Annotated in this window: 16 protein-coding genes; 8 read left to right on the top strand and 8 right to left on the bottom strand. The window is 73.6% G+C overall.

Annotated elements, in window-relative coordinates; translation table 11 throughout:
- Nucleotides 1-7: 7 nt before the first annotated feature.
- Both AB0C76_RS26395 and AB0C76_RS26390 read left to right on the top strand, forming a co-directional pair.
- The gene (locus tag AB0C76_RS26395) at nt 8-3,898 is read left to right on the top strand and encodes a CHAT domain-containing protein (protein ID WP_359970229.1); all 3,891 of its coding nucleotides are present in this window, start codon (nt 8-10) and stop codon (nt 3,896-3,898) included.
- A gap of 86 nt (nt 3,899-3,984) precedes the next feature.
- The gene (locus tag AB0C76_RS26390) at nt 3,985-5,274 is read left to right on the top strand and encodes an MFS transporter (RefSeq protein WP_359970226.1); all 1,290 of its coding nucleotides are present in this window, start codon (nt 3,985-3,987) and stop codon (nt 5,272-5,274) included.
- 380 nt (nt 5,275-5,654) lie between these two features.
- Here the strand turns inward: AB0C76_RS26390 and AB0C76_RS26385 are convergent, their stop codons facing one another.
- Nucleotides 5,655-6,572, bottom strand: a complete 918-nt coding sequence (locus tag AB0C76_RS26385) for a ribosome-inactivating family protein (protein WP_359970224.1) — start codon at nt 6,570-6,572, stop codon at nt 5,655-5,657.
- Between the two features lie 493 nt (nt 6,573-7,065).
- Between AB0C76_RS26385 and AB0C76_RS26380 the strand changes: the two genes are divergently transcribed.
- On the top strand, nt 7,066-8,709 hold the full coding sequence (locus tag AB0C76_RS26380; RefSeq protein ID WP_359970221.1) for an MFS transporter: 1,644 nt from the start codon (nt 7,066-7,068) through the stop codon (nt 8,707-8,709).
- A 32-nt stretch (nt 8,710-8,741) separates the two neighbouring features.
- Nucleotides 8,742-10,166, top strand: a complete 1,425-nt coding sequence (locus AB0C76_RS26375; protein ID WP_359970218.1) for an NAD(P)/FAD-dependent oxidoreductase — start codon at nt 8,742-8,744, stop codon at nt 10,164-10,166.
- A 373-nt stretch (nt 10,167-10,539) separates the two neighbouring features.
- Here the strand turns inward: AB0C76_RS26375 and AB0C76_RS26370 are convergent, their stop codons facing one another.
- Both AB0C76_RS26370 and AB0C76_RS26365 read right to left on the bottom strand, forming a co-directional pair.
- Nucleotides 10,540-11,562 carry an alpha/beta hydrolase gene (locus AB0C76_RS26370; protein WP_359970215.1) on the bottom strand — a complete coding sequence of 341 codons (1,023 nt, stop codon included), beginning with the start codon at nt 11,560-11,562 and terminating at the stop codon, nt 10,540-10,542.
- A 205-nt stretch (nt 11,563-11,767) separates the two neighbouring features.
- A complete protein-coding gene (locus AB0C76_RS26365) occupies nt 11,768-12,727 on the bottom strand; it encodes a helix-turn-helix domain-containing protein (protein WP_359970212.1) in 960 nt (319 codons plus the stop codon).
- A 434-nt stretch (nt 12,728-13,161) separates the two neighbouring features.
- On the opposite strand from AB0C76_RS26365, the gene AB0C76_RS26360 reads away from it, so the two are divergent.
- Nucleotides 13,162-15,882 carry a LuxR family transcriptional regulator gene (locus tag AB0C76_RS26360; protein ID WP_359970209.1) on the top strand — a complete coding sequence of 907 codons (2,721 nt, stop codon included), beginning with the start codon at nt 13,162-13,164 and terminating at the stop codon, nt 15,880-15,882.
- Nucleotides 15,883-16,130: 248 nt separating this feature from the next.
- Nucleotides 16,131-17,174, top strand: a complete 1,044-nt coding sequence (locus AB0C76_RS26355; protein WP_359970206.1) for a helix-turn-helix domain-containing protein — start codon at nt 16,131-16,133, stop codon at nt 17,172-17,174.
- Between the two features lie 7 nt (nt 17,175-17,181).
- Here AB0C76_RS26355 and AB0C76_RS26350 read toward each other — a convergent pair whose 3' ends face one another.
- Both AB0C76_RS26350 and AB0C76_RS26345 read right to left on the bottom strand, forming a co-directional pair.
- On the bottom strand, nt 17,182-19,455 hold the full coding sequence (locus tag AB0C76_RS26350) for a helix-turn-helix domain-containing protein (protein ID WP_359970203.1): 2,274 nt from the start codon (nt 19,453-19,455) through the stop codon (nt 17,182-17,184).
- A gap of 63 nt (nt 19,456-19,518) precedes the next feature.
- Complete coding sequence (locus tag AB0C76_RS26345) at nt 19,519-20,436, bottom strand: glyoxalase (protein ID WP_359970200.1); 918 nt, start codon at nt 20,434-20,436, stop codon at nt 19,519-19,521.
- Nucleotides 20,437-20,783: 347 nt separating this feature from the next.
- Between AB0C76_RS26345 and AB0C76_RS26340 the strand changes: the two genes are divergently transcribed.
- Both AB0C76_RS26340 and AB0C76_RS26335 read left to right on the top strand, forming a co-directional pair.
- Entirely contained in the window at nt 20,784-21,506 is a 723-nt protein-coding gene (locus tag AB0C76_RS26340) for an alpha/beta hydrolase (protein ID WP_359970197.1), read from the top strand.
- Between the two features lie 36 nt (nt 21,507-21,542).
- Nucleotides 21,543-22,118 (top strand): DNA starvation/stationary phase protection protein, encoded by a 576-nt coding sequence (locus AB0C76_RS26335; RefSeq protein ID WP_359970194.1) that lies wholly within the window; start codon nt 21,543-21,545, stop codon nt 22,116-22,118.
- Nucleotides 22,119-22,241: 123 nt separating this feature from the next.
- On the opposite strand, the gene AB0C76_RS26330 is transcribed toward AB0C76_RS26335, so the two are convergent.
- The 3 genes from AB0C76_RS26330 to AB0C76_RS26320 form a co-directional block, all read right to left on the bottom strand.
- Nucleotides 22,242-23,078: an alpha/beta hydrolase gene (locus tag AB0C76_RS26330; protein WP_359970192.1), complete on the bottom strand. Its 837-nt coding sequence runs from the start codon at nt 23,076-23,078 to the stop codon at nt 22,242-22,244.
- Between the two features lie 254 nt (nt 23,079-23,332).
- Entirely contained in the window at nt 23,333-23,815 is a 483-nt protein-coding gene (locus tag AB0C76_RS26325) for a DoxX family protein (protein WP_359970189.1), read from the bottom strand.
- A 32-nt stretch (nt 23,816-23,847) separates the two neighbouring features.
- The gene (locus AB0C76_RS26320) at nt 23,848-24,510 is read right to left on the bottom strand and encodes a hydrolase (RefSeq protein WP_359970186.1); all 663 of its coding nucleotides are present in this window, start codon (nt 24,508-24,510) and stop codon (nt 23,848-23,850) included.
- Nucleotides 24,511-24,588: the final 78 nt, after the last annotated feature.

Raw genomic sequence — 24,588 nt, 5'->3', positions numbered from 1 at the left:
GAGGACGATGTCCGACGAGATGCTAGCCGCGCTCGAGCGCCGCGTCAGCGGCTTCGAGGAGACCGGGGACCGCGAGCTGCTGCGCGGTCCCGAGGTGCTGCGGGAGGCGGCCGAGGTGCTCCACGGCCTGCCCGCGCAGGAGCACGAGGAGCGCCTCGACCGGCTCGAAGTCCTGGGTCGGGTCTTCCGCGACCGCCAGGACCGCTCCGAGTTCTCGCTCTCCGACGTGGAACGCCCGGTGGCGGACCTGATCGCGGCCTTGCTGTGCGAGTACCGCGAACCCGAGGAGGACGCCCCGCCGCGCCTCGGGCCGCCCGTCGTGCCGCCGATCCACTGGTGCGCCGTCCTCTCCGGGCTGACCGCCCACCTGGCGCGTCGGCCGCTGCACTGGGACGTCGTCGTGCACACCGTCCAGACCGTCGCGGCCTGCACGGGATCCGCCGAACTGCGGCGCCGGGCCTTGGCGTTGACCGCTGCTCTGGCCTACGACCGGCATCGGGCGGCGAAGGACTCCCCGGCGTTGCTCCTGCACGCCGTGGCGGCCCTGCGCACCGCCACCGACCCGGAGCGGCACGGGCCCGACGACCCCGGCCCGGCCGCCGGGGACCTGGACTTCCGGGGCACCGTGGCGTACTTCTGCTACACGGTCACCGACGATCTGTCCTACCTGGAGGAGTCGGTGCGCTGCCACGCCGTGGCGTTCGTCGTCCTTCCGCGCGACAAGCTCGCCCTCGGCGCCGACAACCTGGCTGCGTCGCAGTGCGAACTGGCGCGGGTGCGGCGTGACGCGGACCTGCTCTGGGAGGCCTTCGGGAACTTCCTGCTCTCGGCCGAACTGTCCGGGGAGGGCCCGAACGGCCCGGCCGTGCACAAGGCGTGGAAGGTGCTCGAAACCGGGCCCGAGGTGTTCACCACGACGGCCGAGCTGGATCGCGCCGTCCGTGCCGGATACCGCCTGCTCGCCCGGAGCCGGCGGGCCGGTCCGGACCCCGAGGAGCACGAGCACCTGTCGGTGCTGGGCCAACTCGTCTTCGACCAGTGGTACGTCATGCGGCTGGGGCGGGACAGCGGGGTGCGGGTGGAGCGGGCCCGCCGCCGCGCGGTGCGACTGCTCCGGCGCGTCCGGGCCGGTACCGCGCCGGGGGACGAGCAGCAGCAGGCCGTGGACGGAGGGCTCGCCGAGCTGACGACCGGTCCGCGGCGGGTCATCCCCCGCGGACTCGGCCGGACCGAGCGGGAGTTCCGCGCGATCGGCGCACTCGCGGAGACCTTCCAGAGGCACGGGAACGCGCTTTTCCTGGAGCTCGCCCTCCGAAGGGGGACGGACCTGTTGCCGGAGCTCCCCGCCGGTGACCCGCGGCGCGCGCACCTGCTGCAGAACCTGGCGGAGATCCTCATCCACCGGGCCAACCGGACCGGTTCGACCGAACCCGTCGACCGGGCGCTCGGCCACCTGGCGGAAGCCCGGAGCATCCACGCGGACCGGCCCGGGGACCTGACGGCCGTCACGGTCGCGGAGCTGAACCTGTACCGGCTGCGACACGAGCTGAGCGGAGCCCCGGACGACCTGCACCGGGCGCTGGCCCTCGCCGCGCAGGTCGAGCTGCCGGGCCTGTCCGCCCAGGCCCGCAACCGCGTCGGCCTGGCACTGCGGCGCCTCTACGAGCTCGGCCACGACCTGTCGGTGCTGCGGTCGTCCGAGCGGTTCCTTCTGTCGGCGCTGGCGGACACCGAGGACGCCGACCTGGCCGACTCCATCCGCACCAACCTCGCCTCCACCCAGCTCCTCTTCCACTACCGGGGGTCCGACCCCGACCGGCTCCGGTCGGCGATCGGACACCTGCGCACGGCCGTGGACGGCATCGACGATCGGCACCCGTACCTCGGCGTCCGGCTGGAGGCGCTCGCCTCCGCGCTCTGCGAACTCCACGAGTTCCACGAGGAACCGGAGGTACTGGAGGAGGCCATCGGGTTCGCCCGGTGGGCCGTCTCGGCGGACCGTCCCGGGCACGCGGAACGGGCCCGGCGGCGCAATCAGCTCGCGATGCTCCTACTCGCCCGGTACGACACGGACCGGAGCCGGTCCGCCGACCTCGACCAGGCGCTCGCCGAGGCAACCGCCGCCGTCCACACCTGCCCGCCGAACCACGCCAACCGGGCGAGCCTCCTCGGTGGCCTCGCCCGGATCCACCTGCGCCGTGCGCAGCACCGGAACCGGGCCGACGACGTCCACGCCGCGCTGGCGGCCCTCGACCGGGGCCGCCGGCTCGTATCCTCGCTGCCGTCCGACCGCGCCGCCTGCGCCCGGCTCTGGGCCGCGGCGACGCTCCAGTGCGTCGGCGACCCGGCAGCCGCGGCGGCCGGGGCCGAGTACGCCTTCGACCTGCTGGAGTCCTACGACTGGCACGGGCTGGAGCTCACCGACCGGCTGCACCAGCTGCGCGGCTGGTCCTCCTTCACCCCGTTCGCGGCGGCCTGCGCCCTCGAACTCGACGACCCGGCCCGGGCCCTGACCCTCCTGGAACGTGGACGTGGACTCGTCCTATGGCAACTGACCGGCGGAGCCGCCGACTTGCTGCGCCTGGCGGAGGACTCCCCGGAGCTCGCGGCGAGGTTCCGCACGCTGCGGGAGGCGGCCCTGCGGCTCGCTCTGGAGAGCCGTCCGGAGAGCGACGCCGAAGGCGTGTCCCGGGGATCCGCCTTGGCCCGCCTCAACGCCGAGCACCGCCGGCTGGAGGCCGAGATCCGCACGCTGGACGGCTTCGACTCCTTCCTCCTGCCACCGGCCCCCGAGAGCTGGGCCGCCCGGCCCGCCGGGCGCGACGCGGTCGCGGTCCTGAACGTCGCGCCGCAGCGCACCGACGCGATCCTGGTCACCGGCGGTTCGACGGTCGTCGTGCGGCTTCCGGTCACGGCGGACGAGGTGGAAGCCCAGGTCCGCCGGTGGACGGGGGCCGTGGAAGCGGCCGCCGCGGCGCGCGCCGAACTCCCGGCGGGCCGGCGCGCCTCCCGGGCGGCGTGGATACAGCTGCGCACCGCGGAGGACGAACAGGAGGAGATCCTCGCCTGGGGCTGGGACGTCCTGACCGGACCGGTCCTGGAAACCCTGCGGATGATGGGCCGGTCGACCGGCGAGCCCCGGGTGCGTTGGTGCCCGACCGGTCCGCTGGCCGCGTTCCCCGTTGCGGCGACCGGCCATCACGACGGCTCCGGCCGGTCCGTACTGGACCGGGTGTGTTCCTCGGAGGCCCCCACGCTCCGCAGCCTGCGCGACCACGTCGCCGAACTCCCCGCCCCGGGCGCGCCGATGCTGCTGGCCGGGGTCGCCGCACCGTACGACGGGGAGAGCGAACTTCCGGGCGTGGCCGAGGAGGTGTCCGCCGTGCGGGAGGCGGTCAGCGGATCCGTGACCGTACTCACCGGTCCGGGGGCGACCCGCGAGCGGCTCCTGCACCTGCTCGCCCGGCATCCCCGCTTCCACTTCGCGGGCCACGGCACCGACCCCGCGCTCGGCTGCCCGGAAGCCTCGCTCAGCGCGGCGGACCGGCCGGTGACCCTGGCCGACCTGGTCAGGGCCACCGGCGGGGGCGAACTGGCGTACCTGTCCACCTGTCACGGCGCCAGCACCGACGCCGGCCACCCCGACGAGGCCCTCCACCTCGCCGCCGCCCTTCGCAGCACGGGGTTCCGGCACGTCGTGGCGGTCCGCCGGCAACTCGACGACCACGTGGCCGCGGAGGCCGCCGGGCACTTCTACCGACACCTCGACGACACCGGGGACCCGGCCCGCGCCCTGCACCTGACCCTCCGCCGCCTGCGCACCGACCTCGCCGCCCGATCGGAATCCGGCCTCCCGGTCAACCGGTGGGACTGGACCGGCTTCACCCACCTCGGTTAGGGAGCGTGCGGGCGGGGGCGGAGGCCCCGAGCCGGCCTGTGGAGAGGGCCGCCGGGGCCGGAAGGGCCCCTGTTAGCCTGATCGACATGATCATGAGGAGGTCCGGGCAGCGGGCGCAGGGCGTGTCGGGCTCCGGTCCGGAGAGGGCGCTGATCGCCGCCAGTTTCGTCAACAGGGTGGGCAACGGTCTCTTCAACACCGCCGCGGTCCTCTACTTCACGTTCGTGGTGCACCTGCCCGCCGCACAGGTGGGGGCCGGCCTGACGATCGCCGGCCTCTGCGGTCTGGTGGCCGGCGTACCGGCGGGGAACCTCGCCGACCGGTACGGGCCGCGCGCGATCTGGCTGGCGAGCCTCGCGCTGCAGGCCGCCACGATGGCGATGTTCGTCCTCATCGACAGTTGGCTCGCGTTCACGCTCGTCGCGACCCTGGACCGGCTGGCCGCCACGGCGGGCGGCGCCGCGGGCGGCGCGCTCGTCGCACGGGTCGGCGGTGAACGCCCGGCCGCCTTCCGGGCCAGACTCCGGACCTTCGTCAACCTGGGCGTCGTCGTCGGCACCCTGGGCGCGGCCGTCGCCATCCAGATCGACACGCGCCCCGCCTACACCGGTCTCATCCTCGCCAACGCCGCCAGCTTCGCCTGCGCCGGACTGATCGCCTTCCTGGGCGTCCCCAACTACCGGCCCCTGCCGCGGCCCGAGGAGCACCGCCAGTGGTCCGTCCTGACCGACCGGCCGTACGTGTCCTTCGTGGCGATCTACAGCGCCATGGGTCTTCAGTACCAGACCGTCTCCCTGCTCCTGCCGATCTGGCTCACCGCCCGCACCGACGCGCCGCGCTGGACCGTGGCCGCGGTCTACGCGATCAACAGCGGCGTCTGCGCGCTGTTCCAGAGCCGACTCGGCTCGACGGTGGAGACCCCGCGGCAGGGCGGCCGCGCCTTCCGGCTCGCCGGGCTCCTGTTCCTCGCGAGCTGTCCGCTGATGGCGCTGACGGCCGACGTCCCCGCCTGGGTGGCTCCGGTGCTCGCCGGGCTGGCCGTGTGCATCCACAGCATCGGAGAGGTGTGGGAGTCGTCCGGCGGCTACGCGCTCGGCTACGGCCTCGCGCCCGACCACGCCCAGGGGCAGTACCAGGGCCTCCTCGGCATCGGCTTCGACGCGGGCCAGGCGCTCGCCCCCGTGGTCCTGACCGGAGCCGTCCTCGCGCTCGGGCACACGGGATGGCTGCTCCTCGGCGTGTTCTTCGCGGCCCTGGGCGCGGCGGGACCGCCGGTGGCCGCGCGGGCGGAGCGAACCCGGCCCGGCGAGCCGGGCAAGGATGTTCCCGCGTGGCATCGGCAGGACGAATCCGCACGGGCAGAGGCGGACCGCTAGCGGTTCCCGCCCGATCGACCAGGAACCGAGAAGGTCTGAGCTCGTCGGACAGAGTCTGCTCGTACCCGTGCTGACCTTTTGCTGACCGCATCTGATGGACCATCAGCCGGTCGCTGCGGCCGAGACGGTCGGCGGGTCGAGGGCCCGCCCCCGTGACGGGGCGTGGACGGGGCCTGCTGAAGTGCTGCTCCAGGCAGTGCACCAGCTCGGCGAGAGGGGCGGCTTCCGGCTCGGAAGCACCGGGACCGGCAAGCAGGTTGACGGTGGGCGTGGAACGGAGGCGGTCACCCGTCGCACGACCCGCAGGGTGAAGACGTGCGGCCCGGCCCTCGGTGCCTGCGCAGCGAGGGCCGGGGCCAGGTCTTCGGGGCCGGAGGAAGCTACAGCAGGGCTTCCGAGCCGTGGAGTTCCACGAAGCCGACGACCTGTCGGAGACGGAGGAAACTCGTGACGTTGTTCCCGATCAGCCGCACGGAAGCCGGCTGACCCTGTTGCCAACTGTGCGCGGCCCGGGAGAGGGCCCCCCACTGGTTCTCCATCTCGGCGTAGTCCCGGCTCAGCTGGTAGTTGGTGAAGCCGTTGATGTTTCCGTAGACACGGTTGAGGATCGGGCCGAACCGGGCGGCTTCCGAGAGGATGGTGATGGCCATCAGCATGCCCCGGTCGATGCGCGTTTCGTCCCACTCTCCGACGTTGTGCAGATCCCACAGCGCGTTGAAGATGTTGGTGGAACCGAGGTACAGGTTCTCCCGGGTGCTTCCACCGTTGAGGCTGCCGTAGCTGCCGTTTCGCGGCATGAGGCGCACCGGCACGCCCAGGTCGTTCTGGAACTGCTGCTGGCGGCCGTCCTGGAAGGCCCAATGCCGGTTGGCTCCGGGGGAGTAGAACCCTGCGACGTACAGGTTGTCGGCCCACAGGTAGATGGAGACGAGGTCGCTCCCCTCGTTCCTCACTCGCACTTGGATCAGCCGGTTGGTGTTCTGGGTGGTCTGTTCGACGAGTCCGCCGCTCCCGGTGTTGGTGGCATTTCCGTAGCTGTTCTGGTGGATCGCGTTGATCAGCTCCCAGTAGCGATTGGCGTGCTCACCCTGCCCTGCGGTGATGTTCGTGATGTCCCAATCGATGATCGGCCAGTTCTGCAGCGTCGCCGTGCTGCTCGCTGGTGAGAGCTGAGCCCGGCTGGTTGCTGCCGGCCTTCCGTCGGAGGTGACTGCCGCGGAGGCCGTGCCGGCCAGGGGCACCAGGATCGCGGTGGCAGCTGCGATCGAAAGCAGCGGGGAGTAAGTCCTCTTGAACACGATTTCCTCTCAGGGGACCGGGCCAGGACGGGGTTCGATCGACCACGGTGCCTGGACGCGGAGCGCATGTGAGCAGTGCCCGAACGATGCGACGGTGACCGCCGGAAACGTCGAGGCGGGCGATCCTGACGTTTCGACCCAGCATGTAGGTGTTTCCAGTGCCGCCGTAGCCTGACAGTGCATGCCGTTTGACCTGTGTGCGCATGACGTCACGTGCGAGCCCGAGGCCGAGACGGACACTCCGGACCGCCTGAGGGTCCGGGCCGGCGGCCGGTGGGGCCGCCGGCCAACCCACGCGGCCGACGGCTCCGCAGGGCCTTCGCTGCGCACCGCCGCTCGCCCAGCCGCGCACGGCGAATGCGGCTGCCATCCGGCTGTGCCGTCGGTGCAGTGTCGGAACAGTCACGGGCGCGCACGGAACAGCCGCGTCCGGCCGACACGCACTAGCGTCGTCGCGTGTGGTGACCAACGACCGATCATTCGCGGAGACTCGATGAAGCGCAGTGCCACCACCCCATCCGGCGGGTCTGCCTGGAGCCCACTGCGGGAGAAGGTCTTCCGGACCCTCTGGCTGGCCCAGTTCGTCTCGAACGTGGGCGGCTGGATGCAGACCGTCGGGGCACAGTGGCTGCTGGTCGGCCACGGAGCGGCCATGGTCTCGCTGGTCCAGGTCGCAGCCGGGCTGCCGGTGCTGCTCCTCGCCCTGCCGGCCGGCGTCCTCGCGGATCTGGTCGACCGCCGCCGGCTGCTGATCGGGATGCAGGTGGCCATGGCGGCGGTCACCGTCGTGCTCGCCGTGCTCGCGCTGACGGGCGTCCTCGGACCGTGGTCGCTGCTGCTCCTCACCTTCCTGCTCGGCTGTCTGACCGCGCTGAACGGTCCGGCCTGGCAGGCGCTCCAGCCCGGCCTGGTGCCGCGCGAGCAACTGCGGCAGGCCTCGGCGCTCGGGGCGGTGAACATGAACGTGGCCCGTGCGCTCGGGCCCGCACTGGGCGGTGCCCTGGTCGCTGCCGCCGGTGTCGGTTGGACGTTCGCCGTCAACGCCGCGTCGTTCCTCGGCATCCTGCTGGTGCTGCTGCTCTGGCGCCCCGTCAGTCAGGCTCCGAGCCGGGGACAGGAGCGCGAGCAGGCGCTCGCGGCGCTGCGCGCCGGTGGGCGCTATGTGCGCAGTGCGCCGGGGGTGCGGCGGATCCTGCTGCGCAGCGCTCTGTTCGTCCCGGGGGCCGCCGCCTTGTGGGCGCTGCTCCCGGTAGCCGCTGCGCAGCGGCTGGGGCTGGGCTCGGCCGGGTACGGCGTGCTGCTCGGCGCGGTGGGGCTCGGCGCGGTCCTCGGCGCGGGCGCGCTGCCCCGGCTGGGTGCTCGCCTGGGGGCGACAGGCATGCTGGCGCTGGCCGGCACGCTGACGGCGGGCGCGCTCGTCGTCGTCGCCGTCACCTCGGAAGCCGTCCTGGCCGGTGCGGTCCTGGCGCTGGCGGGCGCGGCGTGGATCTGGGGCCTCTCCACCCTGAGCGCCGCCTTGCAGCTCGAACTCCCCAACTGGGTCAGGGCACGGGCGGTCGCCTTCTACCTGCTTGTCTTCCAGGGCGGCAACGCCCTCGGTGCGCTGGTGTGGGGGCAGTTGGCCCAGCACGCCGGACTCACCGCCGCCCTGACCGTGTCGGCCGGGCTGCTCGTGTCGGGTGTGTTCTCGCTCCGCCGGCTTCCGCTGCTGGACGGCCGGGTCGATCCGTCATTGTCCGACGCCTGGCCGGAACCGCGGCTGACCGTCGAGCCGGCCCCGCAGGACGGCCCGGTCCTGGTCACCGTCGACTACCGGGTGGCCGGCGCGGACGCCTCGGCCTTCGTTCGTGCGATGGCCGACGTCGAAGCCTCCCGGCGTCGGACCGGAGCCGTCAGTTGGGGCCTGTACCGGGACGCGGCGGAATCGGACCGGTTCATCGAGGTCCTCACGGTGGCCTCGTGGGCGGAGCACTGTGCTCAGCACCATGAGCGCTACACCGGGATCGACCGTGAATTCGAGCGTACGGCCCGGGAGTTCGTGTTGAGCGAGCCGGTCGTGACGCACGCCGTGACGGCCCGGGAGCGAGCCGTCGAACAGTCAGTGCACGTCGCGTCGAGCGGGACTGCCGGCGCATGACCATCAGAACGGTGCGAGGGGACGGGCAAGAGATGAGCGGAACCGACGAGTTCGACCTTGTGGTGCTGGGGGCCGGTCCGACCGGGGAGAACCTCGCCGATCGTGCGAGAGCCGGCGGGCTGAGCGTGGCGATCGTCGAACGGGAACTCGTGGGCGGCGAGTGCTCGTACTGGGCCTGCATGCCGAGCAAGGCGATGCTCCGGCCGGCGGCCGCGCTCCAGGAAGCGCGACGGCTGCCCGGCGCCCGTGCGGCGATCACCGGCGGACCGGACGCCGAGGCGGTGCTGCGGCGGCGCGACGTCTTCGCCTCGCAGTGGCAGGACGACGGCCAGGTGGCCTGGCTGGACTCCGCCGGGATCGTGCTGGTCCGCGGGCACGGCCGGCTGGACGGCGCGCGGCGGGTGGTGGTGGACTGCCCAGGTGCGACCCCACGCGTCCTGACGGCTCGTCACGCCGTGGCCGTCTGCACCGGCACCCGGGCCGCCCTGCCCGACCTGCCGGGGATCGAGCACGCGGGCGTGTGGACCAGCCGCGAGGCGACCAGCGCGGCGCACGTTCCCGACCGGCTGGCCGTCGTCGGCGGCGGAGCGGTCGCCGTGGAGATGGCCACGGCCTGGCAGGCGCTCGGCAGCCGCGTGACCCTGCTGGCCCGGGGACGGGGACTGCTGCCCCGGCTGGAGCCCTTCGCGGGCGACCTGGTCGCCGCCGCGTTGCGGGAGTCCGGGGTCGATCTGCGGTTCGAGGTGTCGGTGACCGGCCTGAGCCGGGACGGCGAGGCCGTGCTGGACCTCGGCGGGCACGGTGAACTGCGGGCCGACGAGGTGCTGTTCGCCACCGGCCGGCGGCCCGCGACCGGCGACCTGGGGCTGGAGACGGTCGGGCTCGAGCCCGGCGGCTGGATCGAGGTGGACGACACCGGGCTGGCGCTCGGCGCGGTCGGCGGCTGGCTCTACGCGGCCGGCGACGTCAACCACCGTGCGCTGCTGACCCATCAGGGCAAGTACCAGGGACGGGTGTTCGGTGCGGTGATCGCCGACCGGGCGGCCGGCCGCGAGCTCGACCTCGCTCCCTGGGGGCGCAGCGTCGCGACCGCCGACCGGGTCGCCGTGCCCCAGGCGGTCTTCACCGATCCGGAGGTCGCTTCGGTCGGGCTCACCTTCGCCGAGGCGGCCGCGGCAGGCCGGCGGGTGCGGGCCGTCGACTACCGGATCGGCGACGTGGCGGGGGCCGCGCTCCACGCCGACGGGTACCGCGGGCAGGCCAGGGCCGTCATCGACCTGGACCGGGAGACCGTGCTGGGTGTGACCTTCGTCGGATCCGGGGTCGCGGAACTGCTCCACTCGGCGACCGTAGCCGTCGTCGGGGAGGTACCGCTCAGCCGGCTCTGGCACGCCGTACCCGCCTACCCCACCATCAGCGAGGTCTGGCTGCGCCTGCTGGAGGCGTACCGCGGCTGAGGGCGGCAGCGAGGAGACGCCGGACTCCCTCGGCTGATCCGCTCGGTCCGTCGTGCGGTGCTCGGGTGGCCGGAAGGGGTCTTTCCGGCCACTCGAGCACGTTCCCGCAGCGGCGACGGGTGCGGGACGCGCTTGCTGTGCCGCAGCAGCGGTCACTGACTGCGGTTGAGCCGCCGGCGCGGGCCGGTGGCCCCGGCGGGGTGCTGCTCGGACATGATGATCACCTCTCGGAGTGGTTCGTCCTGCGGTGGTCATCAGGCTAGGAACGTGCGGGCGGATGGCTGTCCCGACGGCGCACGTCCTCCAGCCGCTCCGCGCACTCGTCACCCGCGCGGGCCATCCCTCGCCAGCGCCGCGTCGCGGGTTCCCGGCCTCACCAGGAACGGCGGTGCAGAGCCACGTGCACGGTGTCGACGGCCTGGATCAGGGCGGCTCGTGCGGTGCCGGTGGGAAAGAGCGCGTCCAGCAGGAGGAAGCCGTGCACGGCACCCTGGTAGCGAGTCGCCACCACCGGGACGCCCGCCGCGCGGAGCCCGGCCGCGTAGGCCTCGCCCTCGTCGCGCACCACGTCGGCCTCGGCGGTGACCACCAGCGCCGGGGGCAGCCCGGCGAGTTGGTCGGGGGTGGCTCGCAGCGGTGCGGCGGTCGCCTCCCGCCGCTGCCGGACGTCGGGCAGGTAGGCGTCCCAGAACCGGCGCATGTGGTCGCGGTGCAGGAAGTACCCGGTGGCGTAGCGCCGGTACGACGGGGTGTCGAAGTCCGCGTCGGTCACCGGGCACAGCAGCACCTGGTGCACCAGCCGCAGGTCCCCGCGCTGCCGGGCCATCAGTGTCAGGGCCGCCACGAGGTTGGCGCCCGCGGAGTCGCCCACAGCGGCCATCCGTCCGCCCTCCAGACCGATCCCCCGACCGTGCGCCTGGATCCAGCGGGCTGCCGCGTAGCACTGCTCGACGGCCAGCGGATAGCGGGCCGCGGGTGCCCGGGTGTAGTCCACGTACACCACGGCGGCGTCGGTGCCCAGGGCGAACTCCCGGATCAGCCGGCCGTAGGAGGCGGCGTCGCCCAGCGACCAGCCGAGGCCGGAGAGGAACAGCACCACGGGGCTCGGCCGGGCGGCGCCCACGGGCCTGGTCACCTGGACGTGCACCCGACCGGTCGGCCCGCAGGGCAGGGCGAGCCACTCCACCGCAGTGCCGTACGGGTCGTCAGGCTCCCGGTCGGCCGGCGCGGCGCCGTCCCACCCGTCGGCCGCGGCGGCGTCGCAGGCGTCGGCCGCGGTGAGGAGGGAGAGTTCCGGGAAGTCCGTCACCGCTTCGCCGGCCCGAGCGTCCAGGAACTCCTGGAGCGTCTGGTCCAGCACCGGTCGTCGGCCGTGCGAGGGGGTGGTGTCGGACAACTCTTGGCTCCTGGCGTGATCGGACGGGTACGACGACGCGCGGCGCGCACCGTGGCGGGCACCCGGTACCGCGCCACGCGCAGTGCCGGGTCGGAATGCCGGCGCGCCTCTCCGCCCCGTGCACACGCCGTCCGACCGTACTGCCCGGATGGAGGCCGTGGGTGGCCTGTCCGTGCACGGGTTCCGTCCACCCGGTGGGCGGCCGTCAGCCGGCGTCGGCGGTCCGGAGCGCACGCCACTCGCGCGGCGAGACGCCGTAGGCGGCCCGGAAGGCCCGGCTGAAATGGGCCGGGTTGACGAACCCCCACCGCTGGGCGACCGCCGAGACCGTCGGCGCGGTCCGGCCGCGGCGGCCCAACTCCCGGGCGCATGCGTCCAGTCGGCGCCGCTGGATGAGCCGGCTCACCGTCACCCCCTCGCTCTCGAAGAGTCGGTGCAGGTACCGCACGGAGATGTGGTGGGCCTGGGCGATCGTCTCGGGCGACAGTTCCGGATCGCCCAGGTGGTGGTCGATGTGCTCCCGCACCCGGCGGACCAGGTGGTCGTTCCGGGTGCACGCCCCGCCGGTCGTCCGCGCGGCGGTCAGCTGGGAGACGAACACGCTCAGCAGGTCGGCGACGCTGGCGGCCAGTCGGTCGCCGACCGGCGCGGAGTACGAGTGAGCGGACGCGGCGAGGCCGCTGAGAAAGGGGAGCAGCACGGATCCGCAGCCCTCGGCCGGGACGACGGCTGTTCCCGCGACCTGCCGCAGCTCGCGCTCCGGCACACCCAGCAACCGGCGCGGCAGGTGGAAGAGATGGGTGCGGAAGCGCTCCGGGTAGTCGACGGAGTACGGCCGCGCCGTGTCGTACAGGACCAGCCCGCCGGCCGGCACTTCCGCCCGGCGCCCGTTCTGCTCCAGCACGGCTCGACCCGACACCTGCACCCCGACCCCGACCTGGGGCTCGATCTCCGGGGTCCGCGCGATCAGCGCCGCCGTGCGGGACACGCGTGCCGCGTCCGCCTCCAGCGTCGAGATGCTGACGTACCCGAGCCGGTGCGACGCCAGGAGCCCCTCGAACGGCCGCCCGGCGAGCGGGTCCACCTCCACCCGCACCGGCGTCCGCGACATCGCGCCATCCCAGAACGCCGCCTTCGCGTCGTCCGTGACCGACGCGGTCGTCACCCGCAAGCCCACCTGACCGCCCTTTCGCCGAAACCTGCCACGTCAGCCTGGTCCGCAGGTCAGCGGGCCTGTTAGGTCATCTGACTGTCAGGCCACAACGGTTCGCCGGGGACAGCGGGACGGGCGGGCGCCCCGACTGGTCAGCCGGTGCCGAGGGCGCGGGCGGGCGCGGCCCGCAGACGAGCAGGATCCGCCCGGCGGGCCTGGGGGACTCGCGCAGGAAGGCGCCGGCCTGGACAGCCCGACCGCCTCCAACCGGTTCCGGCGGCGGACGTCGCCGGCAGTGCTCCTGTCGGCCGACGCGGTACTCCTGAGCCCGGGCAGGCCGGGCCACCATGGGCCGATGCCGCTGCCGCGGCCGGAGCGGAAGCCCCTGACGGGCGGTATTCTTGGGCGGCCCGGAGTGCGGACCGGCTGATCCAGAGGCGGCAGTGGTGGAAGACGGGCGGATCCTGGCCCACGTGCTGGTCGGGCGGAAGCGGGAGACGGAGCTGTTGACCGCGGCCCTGGTGCAGGCCGAGGACCGGGCGAGCGGTTCCACGGTGCTGCTGCGCGGTGACGCCGGCGTCGGCAAGAGCACCCTGCTGGGCTGGGTGGAGCGAACCGCGCGGGAGCGCGGATTCAGCGTCCTGCGGGCGGTAGGCGCCGAGGCGGAGACGGACTTCGCCTTCGGAGCCCTCCATCAGGCCCTCTGGTCGCCGCTCCAGCTCTCCAGAGCGCTGTCGCCGCATCAGCGGGACTCCCTGGACAGCGCGTTCGGCGTCCGCTCCGGTGCCCCGAGCGGATTCGCCGTCGGTGCCGCGGCCCTGGCGCTGCTGGCCGAGGCGGCGCGGACCGCCCCCGTGCTGCTGCTCCTGGACGACATGCACTGGATCGATTCGTCGAGCGCGACCGTCTTCGCGTTCCTCCAGCGGCGCTGTGCGGAGCTGCCGCTGGTGATCGTCGGGGCCAGCCGCACGGACGGTCCGGCCGCACAGACCTGGTCGGCCGAGGCCGTCGAGGTCCGTGCCCTCTCCCGGGCCGACGCGGCCCTCCTGCTGGCACGCTGCTACCCCGAGCTGGCCGCGACCACCAGGGACCGGGTCCTGGCGGAGGCGACCGGCAACCCGCTGGCGCTGGTCGAGCTGCCGCGGCAGCTGGCATCCGCCCAGCGGCGCGGGACCGCGCCGTTGCCGGAGCGGTTGCCCCTCGGCGACAAGCTGGAGCAGATATTCGCCGAGCGGCTCGATGCGATGACGCCGGAGGTCAGCCGCCTGCTCCTGCTCGGAGCCCTGGCCACCGGCTCGGACTTCAGCAGCGGGGTGTGGTTGCGGGCCGTGGCGCACGAGGGAGTCCAGAGGACCTCGGACCGGATCGAGGCGGACGGCCTGGCCCGGATCGACGAGACCGGACACCTGGTCTTCCGGCATCCGCTGGTCCGCACCGCGGTGGTCTCCGCGGCCTCCGACAGCGCACGCCGCGAGGCCCACCGGGCCCTGGCCCGAGCCCTCGCACCGGAGGACCCCCGGCGGCTGCTCCACGAGGCGGCGGCGGCACTGCTGCCGGACGAGGACCTGGCGCACCGCCTGCACGAGGTCGGCCGCGACCTCGCCCGCCGCGGCGGCGATGCGGAGGGCGCGCTGCTGCTCGAACGCGCGGCCGCTCTCAGCACCAGCTCCTGCGACCGGGTCCGCCGGCTCACCTGGGCCGCGGTGATGGCGGCCCGAGGCGGGCAGCTGCGCCACACCGCGGCCCTGGTGGAAGAGCTGAAGGCCGGCACGGTTCCGGAGGACGTCGCCCCGCTCTTCGCCTACGCGGTGGTCTACGCGGACCAGAGCCACCACGTCGACTTCCAGTCCTCCGCCGCGCTGCTGCCCGCCGTCCTGGACAGGTTGACGGCGCCGGGTGCCGACACCCTCGGCGGGCTGGTGGAGCAGGTCTACTTCAAGCTGCTGCTGGCCGCCGGCTACACGGACGACCCCTGGGCGTGGCGGGCGCTCGAGCGGCACCGGGGAAACGTGTCCGAGGCGGGCCGGCTCTGCCTGCGCGCGTGGACCGACCCGGGAGCACAGGCGGCCGACGCACTTCGGGCGCTGGCCGACGGCATGACGGAGGAGCAGGGAGCCGGTGCGGCCTGGCTGCTGCTGTGGACCGCCTCCGCGCTCGACTGCCCCGAGAGCGATCTGTGGCAGCGCTTCAGCGGACTGTACGGCTATGCCACCCAGGGCTCGGTGGCCAAGGCCAAGTGCTACCAGGACTTCCTGCTCGGCCACTGGGACCAGGCGGCCGTCTGCCTGCGCGAGGCCGAGATCGCGGACGAGCTCGGCTACCACTGCAACGCCCTGATGTTCCGCCTCTACTACGCCCACCACCTGGCCGGTCGGGGTGACGAGGCGGGCCTGCGCGAGATCGACCAGGCCGTCAGGCCGACCGCCACGCGGGCCCGGATGCGGTACGTCCTCGACCGCCTGACCCAGCTGCACGGCCTGGTCGCGCTCGCCCACCAGCGCTACGAGGAGGCGTACGCGCACTTCTGCGAGATCACCCCGCCCGGGCAACTACCCAGCGGTCCGCCCTGGCACCACGCGCTGGTCTTCGACCTGGTGACGGCCGCCGTGCACACCGGCCGACAGGCTCAGGCACGGTCGCACATCGAGGCGACGCGCGCGGCAGGCTCCGCGGAGGTCTCCGGCCGACACGCCTTCCTGCTCGCGGCGGCCGTCGCCGTGGCCGCCGGGGACGACGGTGCCGAGGCCGCCTACCAGGCCGCCTACGCCGTGCCGGGGGCCGAGCGGTGGGTGTTCGACCTGGCCCGGCTGCGGCTCGCCCACGGTTCCTGGCTGCGGCGGCGCCACCGGCCCGGGGCTCGGGAGGTGCTGCGCGTGGCGCACCACGTGTTCCGTCGGCTCCAGGCGGCCGTCTGGGCGCAGCGCTGCGAGGAGGAGCTGCGGGCCGCCGGCGACCCGGTGGCCCCGCCGCCGGCCGATCCGCAGTCCGCCTTGACCGGCCAGGAACTGCGCATCGCCCGGCTGGCCGCGACCGGCCTGACCAACAAGGAGATCGGCCGGCGGCTCCAGCTGTCGCCCCGCACCGTCGCCGCCCACCTCTACAAGGTCTTCCCCAAGCTCGGCATCACCTCGCGGGCCGCGCTCGCCCGCGCCCTCGACGCTCGCTGACCTGCCGGAACGCATGGACCGCCTGGTATCCCGGGCACCGGTCCGGTGCCCTGGCGCACCGCCGCCGCCTCCGGTGAGGCCGGACGGGCGGCACCGGCGGGCGAAGTTCCTCCTGTTGTTCTTCCTGGTTCCCGGCGGCGGCTGACGGTGTGATGGAGCGGGCGGCAGGCGCGGGGTTCGCGCCGGCCCGACAAGCCGCGACGCCGGACCGTGAGTCCGGCGCGCCCGCAACCGTCCGAGGAGCGCTGATGTCCGTCGTTCTCGACACCGCCGCGATACCGCCCGCCGACCGCGCCGAGTACTGGCACGAGGCGGTCTCCCGCACCTTCATCCCGCTGGACGTTTCGCTGCTCGAAGGCTCGCCGACCCCGGCGCGCATCAGCAGTCACCGGCTGGGCGACCTCCAGGTCTCCCGGGTGCGGTCGGGACCGCAGCGGGTCGTGCGCAGCGCGGGTCTGATCGCGCGCGGCGGCGAGGACCACCTCACGTTGGCGCTCCAGCACCGCGGTACCGCCCGGCTGGTCCAGGACGACTGCCAGGTGCTTCTGCGACCGGGTGCTTTCGCGATCTCCGACGCCGGGCGGCCGTTCGCCAAGGAGTTGCAGGAGTCGTTCGACTTCACGGCGTTCCACTGGCCGCGGTCGGCGGTGGGGATCTCGGAGGAGGACCTGCGGGTGCTCACCGCGAGGCCGTTCGACGCCGGCGAAGGCACCGCGCGGTTGGTGACGACCTATCTGGGGCGCCTGTCGCGGGCGGCCGACGCGCTGGAGCCGGACGTCGCCGGCCGGCTCGCCACCACGGCGCTGGACCTGCTGGCCGCGCTGGCCTGCGAGCTCCGCGGGCGGTCGGTGCCGGAGCCGCCCGAGCCGTCCCTGGTCACCCTGGCGCGGGTGAAGGACCACATCCTGCGCCACCTGGGCGACCCGGGCCTGTCACCGGAGCGGATCGCGGCGGCCCACCACGTGTCGGTGCGGTACCTGCACAAGCTCTTCCGGTACGAGGACGCGACGGTCGCCCGCTGGATCCAGCGCCAGCGCCTGGACATGTGCCGGCGGGAGCTGGCCCGCCCGGCGGGCCGCGCGACCGTGGCGGCGGTCGCGGGCCGCTGGGGGTTCGTGAGCGCCAGTCACTTCAGCCGGGCGTTCCGTGCCGCCTACGGGGTCTCGCCGCGCGAGTGGCAGGCGGGTACCGGGAGCGGCTTGCCCGCGTCGCGGGCCGTGCGTCCTTCAGCTGGCGGCAGTGCGGCAGGGCACGCCTCGCGCCGTCCGGTGGTGCCGGACGCCGTGGAATGACGGAACGTCACTCCGCCGGGGTGTCGGTCCAGCTGTCCAACAGGCCGACGGCCTTCGCCTTCCGGGCGGTGTCGCCGGCGGTTTCGGCGAGCTCGATCGCCTCGCGGACGGCCGCGAGCGCCCGCTCCCGGTCCCCCAGGGCGTCCAGGGCTCGTGCCTGGCCGAGCGCGGCGTTGGCCTGCAGCATGGGCACCCCGAGCCGCGCGGCCAGCCCGCGCGCGTCGGAGTACGCGCGCTCGGCATCGCTCGGACGATCCAGGACGAGCAGTGACTTGCCCTTCTGGGAAAGGGCGTTGGCCATGGTGAAGTCGAGGATGTGGGCCGCGGCGGGTGCCGTGGCAGGGTCGCTGAGCAACCCGACGACGGTGTCCAGAGTGGCGACCGCAGCCGCAGCGTCGTCCTGGGAGTACTCGGCGCTGGCCAGCGCCAGCAGCGCCTGCGGGTGCCCCTCCCGGTCGCCGGCCGCGGCGAACAGCTCCGCCGAGCGCCGCGCCTGGGCGACCGCCACGCCGAGCTCCTGGAGCGGGATGGCGGCCCCCGCCGCGTAGAAGGCCGCCCAGGCCTCCTGGATGACGTCGCCGCCCAGGCGGGCCAACTCGATGGCCTGCTCGGCGATCGCGAGTGCCTCCTGGGGGCGGTTCAGACAGTAGAGGTGGGCCCAGGCGAGGTAGCTCGCGTGGGTCGCCTCCAGCGCGTGGTCGCCGAGCGCGTGCGCGGCTGCCCGGGACAGGCCGAACACCTCGTGCCAGTGGCCCCAGTACGTCCAGCGGTCGGAGAACCAGTGCATGGACTCGGCGATGCGCACCACCTCGGCGTGGCGACCGTCCTCGGCCGCCGTCCGCAGGGCGGCGAGCCAGTTGGCGCTCTCGGCCTTCAGCCACGCCTGGGCGGCCCGGGGCGTGTCGAACACGGGGTCGCTGCACGGGCCTTCCGGTTGGAAGCAGCAGCCGGCGGCCTCGGCGGTGTGGAGCAGCCAGGCGTGCATGGCGGTCTCGGCGGCTCGGCGGTCCTGCGGGGACTCCTCCTCGTCCAGGCGCTCCCGGGCGTAGAGGCGGATGAGGTCGTGGAACAGCATCCGGTCGGTGGCGGTGGTGCTGAGCAGGCCCAGTTCGAGGAGTTCGTCGAGCATCTCCTCGACGGGTCCGAGTGCGAGGCCGGTGAGGGCCGAGCCCAGCCCGGCGTCGAAGTCGGGGCCTGGGACGAGCGCGAGTCGGCGGAACAACCGCTGTGTGGGGAGAGCGAGTTGATCGTAGGAGAGCTGGAAGGCCGACCGGATGCGCAGGTCTCCGGCCGCGAGGCGCCCCAGGCGCAGTTCCTCGTCGCCGAGGCGGTCGGCGAGACTGCGCGCACTCCAGGCGGGACGGCTCAGCAGTCGGTTGCCCGCGATGCGCAGCGCCAGCGGCAGGTTCCCGCACAGGTCGGCGATCCGCGCCAGTGCCGACGGGTCGGCCGCGGCCGACCCGTCCTGCGGTTCGTCGTCGCGCAGCGTGAGGATCGCCCCGAGTAGGGTGGTGGCGGCCACGGCGGGCAGGGGCTTCAGGACCAGGCGCCGGGCGTGTTCGATCCCGGTGAGGGTGCGGCGGCTGGTGACCCAGACGGTGCCGTGCCCGGGGCCCGGCAGCAGTGTGCGCAACTGACCCTCGTGGGCCGCGTTGTCGAGGACGACGAGGACGTCCTGCTCCCTCAGCAGGCGGCGGTAGAGCGCCTGCCGTTCGTCGGTCTCGGTGGGGAGATCGCGTTCGCGCACGCCCAGGGCCCGGAGCAGGCGCCCGAGGGCGTCGTGGGGTGTGAGTGGTTCGGGATCCAGGCCGCGCAGGTCCAGGAACAGGCAGCCGTCGGCGAACCGTCCGGTCAGGCGGTCGCCGGCGTGCAGGACCAGTGCGGTCTTGCCCAGGCCGGGTGTTCCGGAGACGATCGACACCCGGGGCAGCCGTGGGTCGGTGGTGGCCCGGCCGAGCCAGTCGACCTCTGCCTCGCGCCCGGTGAAATCCGGCACAGGAGAGGGAAGTTCGCACGGGCGAGTGGCGATCGGACGCTGTCGGCGACGGCCCGAGCGGGCGGCGGCGAGCAGCGCCGCGGTGTCGTCGGCGGACAGGTCGAGGGCCGCGGCGAGGGCGGCGACCGTGCGGGGCTGCGGGCCCCGGCTGTGGCCGCGCTCCATGTCGCCGATCGCGCGCTCGCTGACGTCCGAGCGCTCCGACAGCTCCTCCAGGGTCAGATCGGCCGCGTGCCGGTGTGCGCGGAGCAACGGTCCGAGGGCTTGGGGTTCCTGCCGGTCCATCGTCCCCCCCTGGTAGTTGAAACATCATCGTACAAGGGGGGACGGGAGGTCAGCGGGCGGCTGTCACCGGTCGGCGTGGAGCTCCGCGATGTAGCCGCCCGGGAACTGCACCATCGCGCTGTCCCGGCCGCCCGCTGTGACCGGCCCCCACAGCACCGAGGCACCGGCGGCCTTGGCCTTGGTCAGGGTGGCGCGGAGGTCCGGCACGCCGTAGCCGGTCAGCTCCCGGCCGAACGGGTACGGCAGGTGGCCGTCCGTCACCGTGATCGTGGTGGTGCCGAAGCCCGAGGTGAGGCGCAGCAGCCGGTACGTGGTGCCGGGCAGGCCGATGGAGGCGCCGTCGGCCTTGCGGTCGTCGGAGACGATCCGGCCGCCGGTGAAGCGCAGGTAGCTGTGCAGGAAGTCGCCGACCGCGTCCGGCGACAGGTAGAGCCGGTTCTCCGGCACGCTGGTCAGGTCGGGGTAGGACGGCGCGGTGGTGTGCACGTAGAGCTGCGCGCTGATCCCGCCGGGGAACTGGACGACGGCGTCCCGGCCGATCGGGTCGGCGAACGGTGACACCGTCACGGCCGCGCCGTCGGCCTTGGCGGTCCGCACGGCCCGGTCGAGGTCGGTCACCAGCCAGCCGGTGCGCTCGGTGCCGAACGGATAGGGGACGGGCGTGGTGTAGTCGAAGAGCGACAGCGTGCCCACCGGGGACAGCACCAGCTCGGACATCGTCCGGCTGGGCGTCGGGGTCACCTGGGTGGCGACCGGCCCGATCGTGCGGCCGCCGAAGGTGGCCACCCAACTGGCCGCGAACGCCTGCTCGGTGCCCGGCGCGACGTACACATGGGTGGTGTCGTACTGGGGCCCGACGGCGAGCTGCCGGCGCGAGTCCGGCGTCGTGCCGCCCTGGGCCATGGAGGCGGTGGGGATTGCCGTCAGTGCCGCGATCGCCGCCACCAACGGGATCGCCCGTCGAGTGAAGCCTTGCATCATGGGGGACCTCCCGGTCGTCGTTCACGCCCGGTGTCCGTGGTAACCGGGCGGCGGGCGCGGGTCTGTTGCTGGTCGGAGGAGTCGATCGGCGGCGCGGGCGCCGGTGCGGAGCCGACGGGAGCCGCACTCGACCACCTGGCAGGACGTTAGGCGGCTCGGCGCTCCGCACTTGGCCGGCAGCGCACCGCCTCCGTTCCGCCGGCGCACCACGATCGGTGCGCCGTCAAGCGATGCGCTGCGGGGCCGGGCGCGGTGCATTGACGGACAACACACCCCGGCGGAAGCGCCCTACGGTCGGCGCATTCGATCCGCAGCGCGCTCCGCGAGCGCATGAGAAAGGACTCCCCGTGACGTCGAAGAGCCCTCCCACGGTCGTTCTGGTCCACGGCGCCTTCGCCGACGCCTCCAGTTGGGCCGGTGTCATCGCCGAACTGCAGAGCCAGGGTGTGCCCGTGGTGGCGCCGCCCAACCCGTTGCGCGGTCTGGCGAGCGATGCCGCGTACACCGCCTCCGTGGTCGCCGGGATCGAGGGGCCCGTCGTGCTGGTCGGCCACTCCTACGGCGGCGCGGTCATCACCGTCGCCGGCACGGCCGAGAACGTCGTCGGGCTGGTCTACATCGCCGCCTACGCACTGGAGGAGGGCGAGAGCCTCGGCGAGCTGCAGGGGCGCTTCCCCGACTCCCCGCTCGCGTCCAGCCTCCGGACCGCGACGTACCCGGTGGACGGGGGCGGCTCGGCGGTCGAGGTCTCGGTCGTGCCCGAGGCGTTCCCCTCGGTGTTCGCCGCCGACGTCCCCGAGGAGGTGACCAGGGTGCTGGCGGTGGCGCAGCGTCCGCTCGCCGCCGCGGCCTTCACCGAGCCGGCGGCGGTGGCCGCCTGGCGGAGCAGGCGTTCCTGGGCGCTGGTGGCCGGTGCCGACCGTGCCATCAATCCCGACGTGGAGCGGTTCGGCGCGCGGCGGGCGGGCGCGACCGTGGTCGAGGCCGACGGGGCCTCGCACGCCGTGGCGGTGTCCCGGCCCAAGGACGTCGCGGACCTGATCATCGAGGCCGTTCGCGCGGCCGGCTGACCCAGCCCAGCACATTCCCAGGAAAGGAGGAGGAACATGAGCACACGATCCACCGTGGGCGGCGGCCAGCCCTGGCTGCACCAGAAGGGCGAGCTCATCCAGGAGTTCGGGACGGTGAAGCTCTTCCCGCTCGGCTTGACTCATGACGCCCGCAGGTACTCCTGCCAGCGGCTCAACCGGGTGCTGGCGGACACCCAGATCCTGTACGGGCTCTACAAGAAGCACCATTGGCTGGTCCGCGGCGCGACCTTCTATCAGCTGCACCTGGTGCTGGACAAGCACGCCGGGGAGCAGCTGGCGCTCGTCGACGCCCTGGCGGAGCGGGTCCAGAGCCTGGGCGGAGTGGCGGTGGGCGACCCCCGCCACGTCGCCGAACTCACCTCCGTGAAGCGGCCGCCGGACGGTGTCGAGGAGGTCCCGGCGATGCTGTCGCGGCTGCTGGAGGCCCACGAGACGATCCTCGTCGAGGCCCACGACGCGGCCGCCCGGGTCGCCGAGCTGGGGGACGACGGGACCAACGACCTACTGGTCTCCCAGGTGATCCGCACGGGGGAGCAGCAGGCCTGGTTCCTGGCCGAGCACCTGGTGGACACGCCGCTGGTCCGCGCCTGACCGCCGCCGGACGGCGTGCAGCCCCCGGCCCTCGCATCCGACGGGATGCGAGGGCCGGGGGCTTTGTGCAGTACGGAGCCGTGCGTGGCCGCGGCGACGGTCGGTCGCCGCAGCCGGGCCGGGTCACTTCGCGAGGAAGGCCAGCAGCGCGGTGTTCACCTCCTCGGCGTGGGTCCACAGCAGGCCGTGCGGCGCGCCCTCGATCTCCACGTACTCGGCGGACGGCAGAGCGCGGTGGAACACCCGTCCGGTGTTCTCGACGGGCAGGATGCGGTCGCCCGTCCCGTGCAGGATCAGCGCCGGCACGTCGATGCGTGCGACATCGGCCCGGAAGTCGGTGTACCAGGTCGAGGGCGCGGCCGCGGCGGCGTGGAAGCCGCCGCCGGCCGCGACGTTCCAGCTGTTGCGGACGGCTTCCTCGCTGATCCGGCTGCCGAGGTTCTCGTCGAGGTTGTAGAAGTCCTGGAAGAAGCCGCGGTAGTAGGCGTAGCGGTCGGCCTTCACCGCCGCGACGATGCCGTCGAAGAACTCCTTGGGGGCGGCGCCGTCCGGGTTGTCGTCGGTCTTGAGCAGGCAGGGCTCCAGGGAGGCCAGGAAGGCGACCTTTTCGACCCGGGCGGAGCCGTGGGCGGACACGTAACGGGCGACCTCGCCGGTGCCCATGGAGAAGCCGACCAGCACGGCGTCCCGGACGTCGAGGGTCTCCAGCACGGTGTTGAGGTCGGCGGCGAAGGTGTCGTAGTCGTACCCGGTGGTCGGCTGCGAGGACTGGCCGAAGCCGCGGCGGTCGTAGGTGATCACCCGGTAGCCGGCGTCGAGCAGCGCGGCGCTCTGCCGCTCCCAGGAGTGCCCGTCGAGCGGGAACCCGTGGATGAGGACGACCGGCTGCCCGGAGCCGTGGTCCTCGTAGTAGAGGTCGATCGAGGTGGAGTTCTCCTGGCCGACGGTGATGAAGGGCATGGCTCTTCGCTTTCTTGAGGGGGTGTGCGGGGTGGTTGAGGCACACGCTGGGGCCGGCCACTCGCGGCGGGTTGCCGCTGGGAGCACCGCGTGTCATCCGGGGGTGCCGCCGGTCGGCGAACCCCGCGGAGCTCGGCGTGCGCCGAGGGCACTGACGAACGGTGAACCCGGCCGCTGGGCGGCAGGTGCCCAGGGCCCGGGCCCACCGGGGGTGCGGCGGGTCAGACCGCAGTGCGGGCAGTGCGGCTTGCCGATCAGGTCCGGTGCAGGGCGAGCCGCGTGGCCAGGCCGCCGCCCACACCGGCGACCACGGCCACCGGCAGCCACCACAGCGGCCAGTGCGCCAGGCCGAGGGCGCCGTCCAGCGACCACTGGCCGGGGCCGGTGGCGGCCAGCGCCGCGCCGACGACGATCAGGACGAGTGGGTACTCGTAGCCGTCGTGCTGCACCCACAGGCCGTGCGGCCACTTGACGGTGAGGGCGACGGTCATCACGCCCATCGCCCCCGCGCCGGCCAGCGGAGTGAGCAGGCCGAGCGCCAGCATCAGTCCGGCCCCGAGCTGGGTGCCGCCCGCGGCGAGCGCGGTGAGCGTGCCGCCGCGGAAGCCGTCGCCGCGGAACTCGGCGGTGCCGCCGGCCAGTCCGCTGCCGCCGAGGCGGAAGCTGACCTTCTGGACGCCGTGGCCCGCGATCAGCAGGCCGGCGACCACCCGCAGCAGGAGTAGACCCGTGTTCATGATGGACTCCGGTCGGGTTCGGTTCCGGCCCGTCAGCCGGCGGCGTGCGGGTTGATCATGGACTGGGCGTAGACGACGCCCATGCCGTAGGCGCCGCCGTGCTCCTTGACCAGGTCGGTCACCGGGACGTAGGTCGCGGTGCGGGCCCAGTCGCGCTGGAGCTCCAGCAGCACCTGGAGCCAGGTGACCGGCACGGCGCCGGCGGCGGTCATCCGCTGCAGGGCGTGCTCGTGCGCCCGCGGGCTGACGCCGCCGGAGGCGTCGGCGACCACGTACACCTCGTAGCCCTGCTGGAGAGCTGACAGCGCGGGCAGGACCAGGCAGACCTCGGTCCACAGGCCCGACAGGATGATCTTGCTGCGGCCGGTGGCCTTGACCGCCTCGACCAGCGCCTCGTCCTCCCAGGCGTTCATGCTGGTCCGGTCGACGATCTCGTGGTCGGGGAAGACCGCACGCAGCTGCGGCAGGATCGGTCCGGAGAAGGACTCCGCCGCCACGGTGGACAGCACCACCGGAACGTCGAAGATCTTCGCGGCCTTCGCCAGACCGACGGTCGAGTTGATGACGGAGGTGCGGTCACCGCTTCCGGTGCCGAAGAACATCTGCGGCTGGTGGTCGACGAACAGCATCATCGAGTTGTCCGGGGTCAGCAGGTCGGGGCTGGGGGCGGCCTGGACGGCGGCGAAGTCGACCATGGTTCTCCTCTTTCCTGAGGGAGTCGGCGAGTTGGTGGGAGTCGGGCGCTCGGCCGGGTCATCGGGGCGCCACGCCTT

Origin of the sequence: Kitasatospora sp. NPDC048722, assembly GCF_040650235.1 — a bacterium.
Lineage (GTDB): Bacteria > Actinomycetota > Actinomycetes > Streptomycetales > Streptomycetaceae > Kitasatospora.
Note: the sequence above shows the minus strand (reverse complement) of the source record. Positions and strands in the feature narration are given on the sequence as shown.

Excerpts from the sequence above, each read along its gene's own strand:
- AB0C76_RS26325 (WP_359970189.1), bottom strand. The coding sequence starts at position 23,815 with ATGAACACGGGTCTACTCCTGCTGCGGGTGGTCGCCGGCCTGCTGATC.
- AB0C76_RS26395 (WP_359970229.1), top strand. The coding sequence starts at position 8 with ATGTCCGACGAGATGCTAGCCGCGCTCGAGCGCCGCGTCAGCGGCTTC.
- AB0C76_RS26320 (WP_359970186.1), bottom strand. The coding sequence starts at position 24,510 with ATGGTCGACTTCGCCGCCGTCCAGGCCGCCCCCAGCCCCGACCTGCTG.
- AB0C76_RS26350 (WP_359970203.1), bottom strand. The coding sequence starts at position 19,455 with ATGGACCGGCAGGAACCCCAAGCCCTCGGACCGTTGCTCCGCGCACAC.
- AB0C76_RS26355 (WP_359970206.1), top strand. The coding sequence starts at position 16,131 with ATGTCCGTCGTTCTCGACACCGCCGCGATACCGCCCGCCGACCGCGCC.
- AB0C76_RS26345 (WP_359970200.1), bottom strand. The coding sequence starts at position 20,436 with ATGATGCAAGGCTTCACTCGACGGGCGATCCCGTTGGTGGCGGCGATC.
- AB0C76_RS26390 (WP_359970226.1), top strand. The coding sequence starts at position 3,985 with ATGATCATGAGGAGGTCCGGGCAGCGGGCGCAGGGCGTGTCGGGCTCC.
- AB0C76_RS26375 (WP_359970218.1), top strand. The coding sequence starts at position 8,742 with ATGAGCGGAACCGACGAGTTCGACCTTGTGGTGCTGGGGGCCGGTCCG.
- AB0C76_RS26335 (WP_359970194.1), top strand. The coding sequence starts at position 21,543 with ATGAGCACACGATCCACCGTGGGCGGCGGCCAGCCCTGGCTGCACCAG.
- AB0C76_RS26330 (WP_359970192.1), bottom strand. The coding sequence starts at position 23,078 with ATGCCCTTCATCACCGTCGGCCAGGAGAACTCCACCTCGATCGACCTC.
- AB0C76_RS26380 (WP_359970221.1), top strand. The coding sequence starts at position 7,066 with ATGAAGCGCAGTGCCACCACCCCATCCGGCGGGTCTGCCTGGAGCCCA.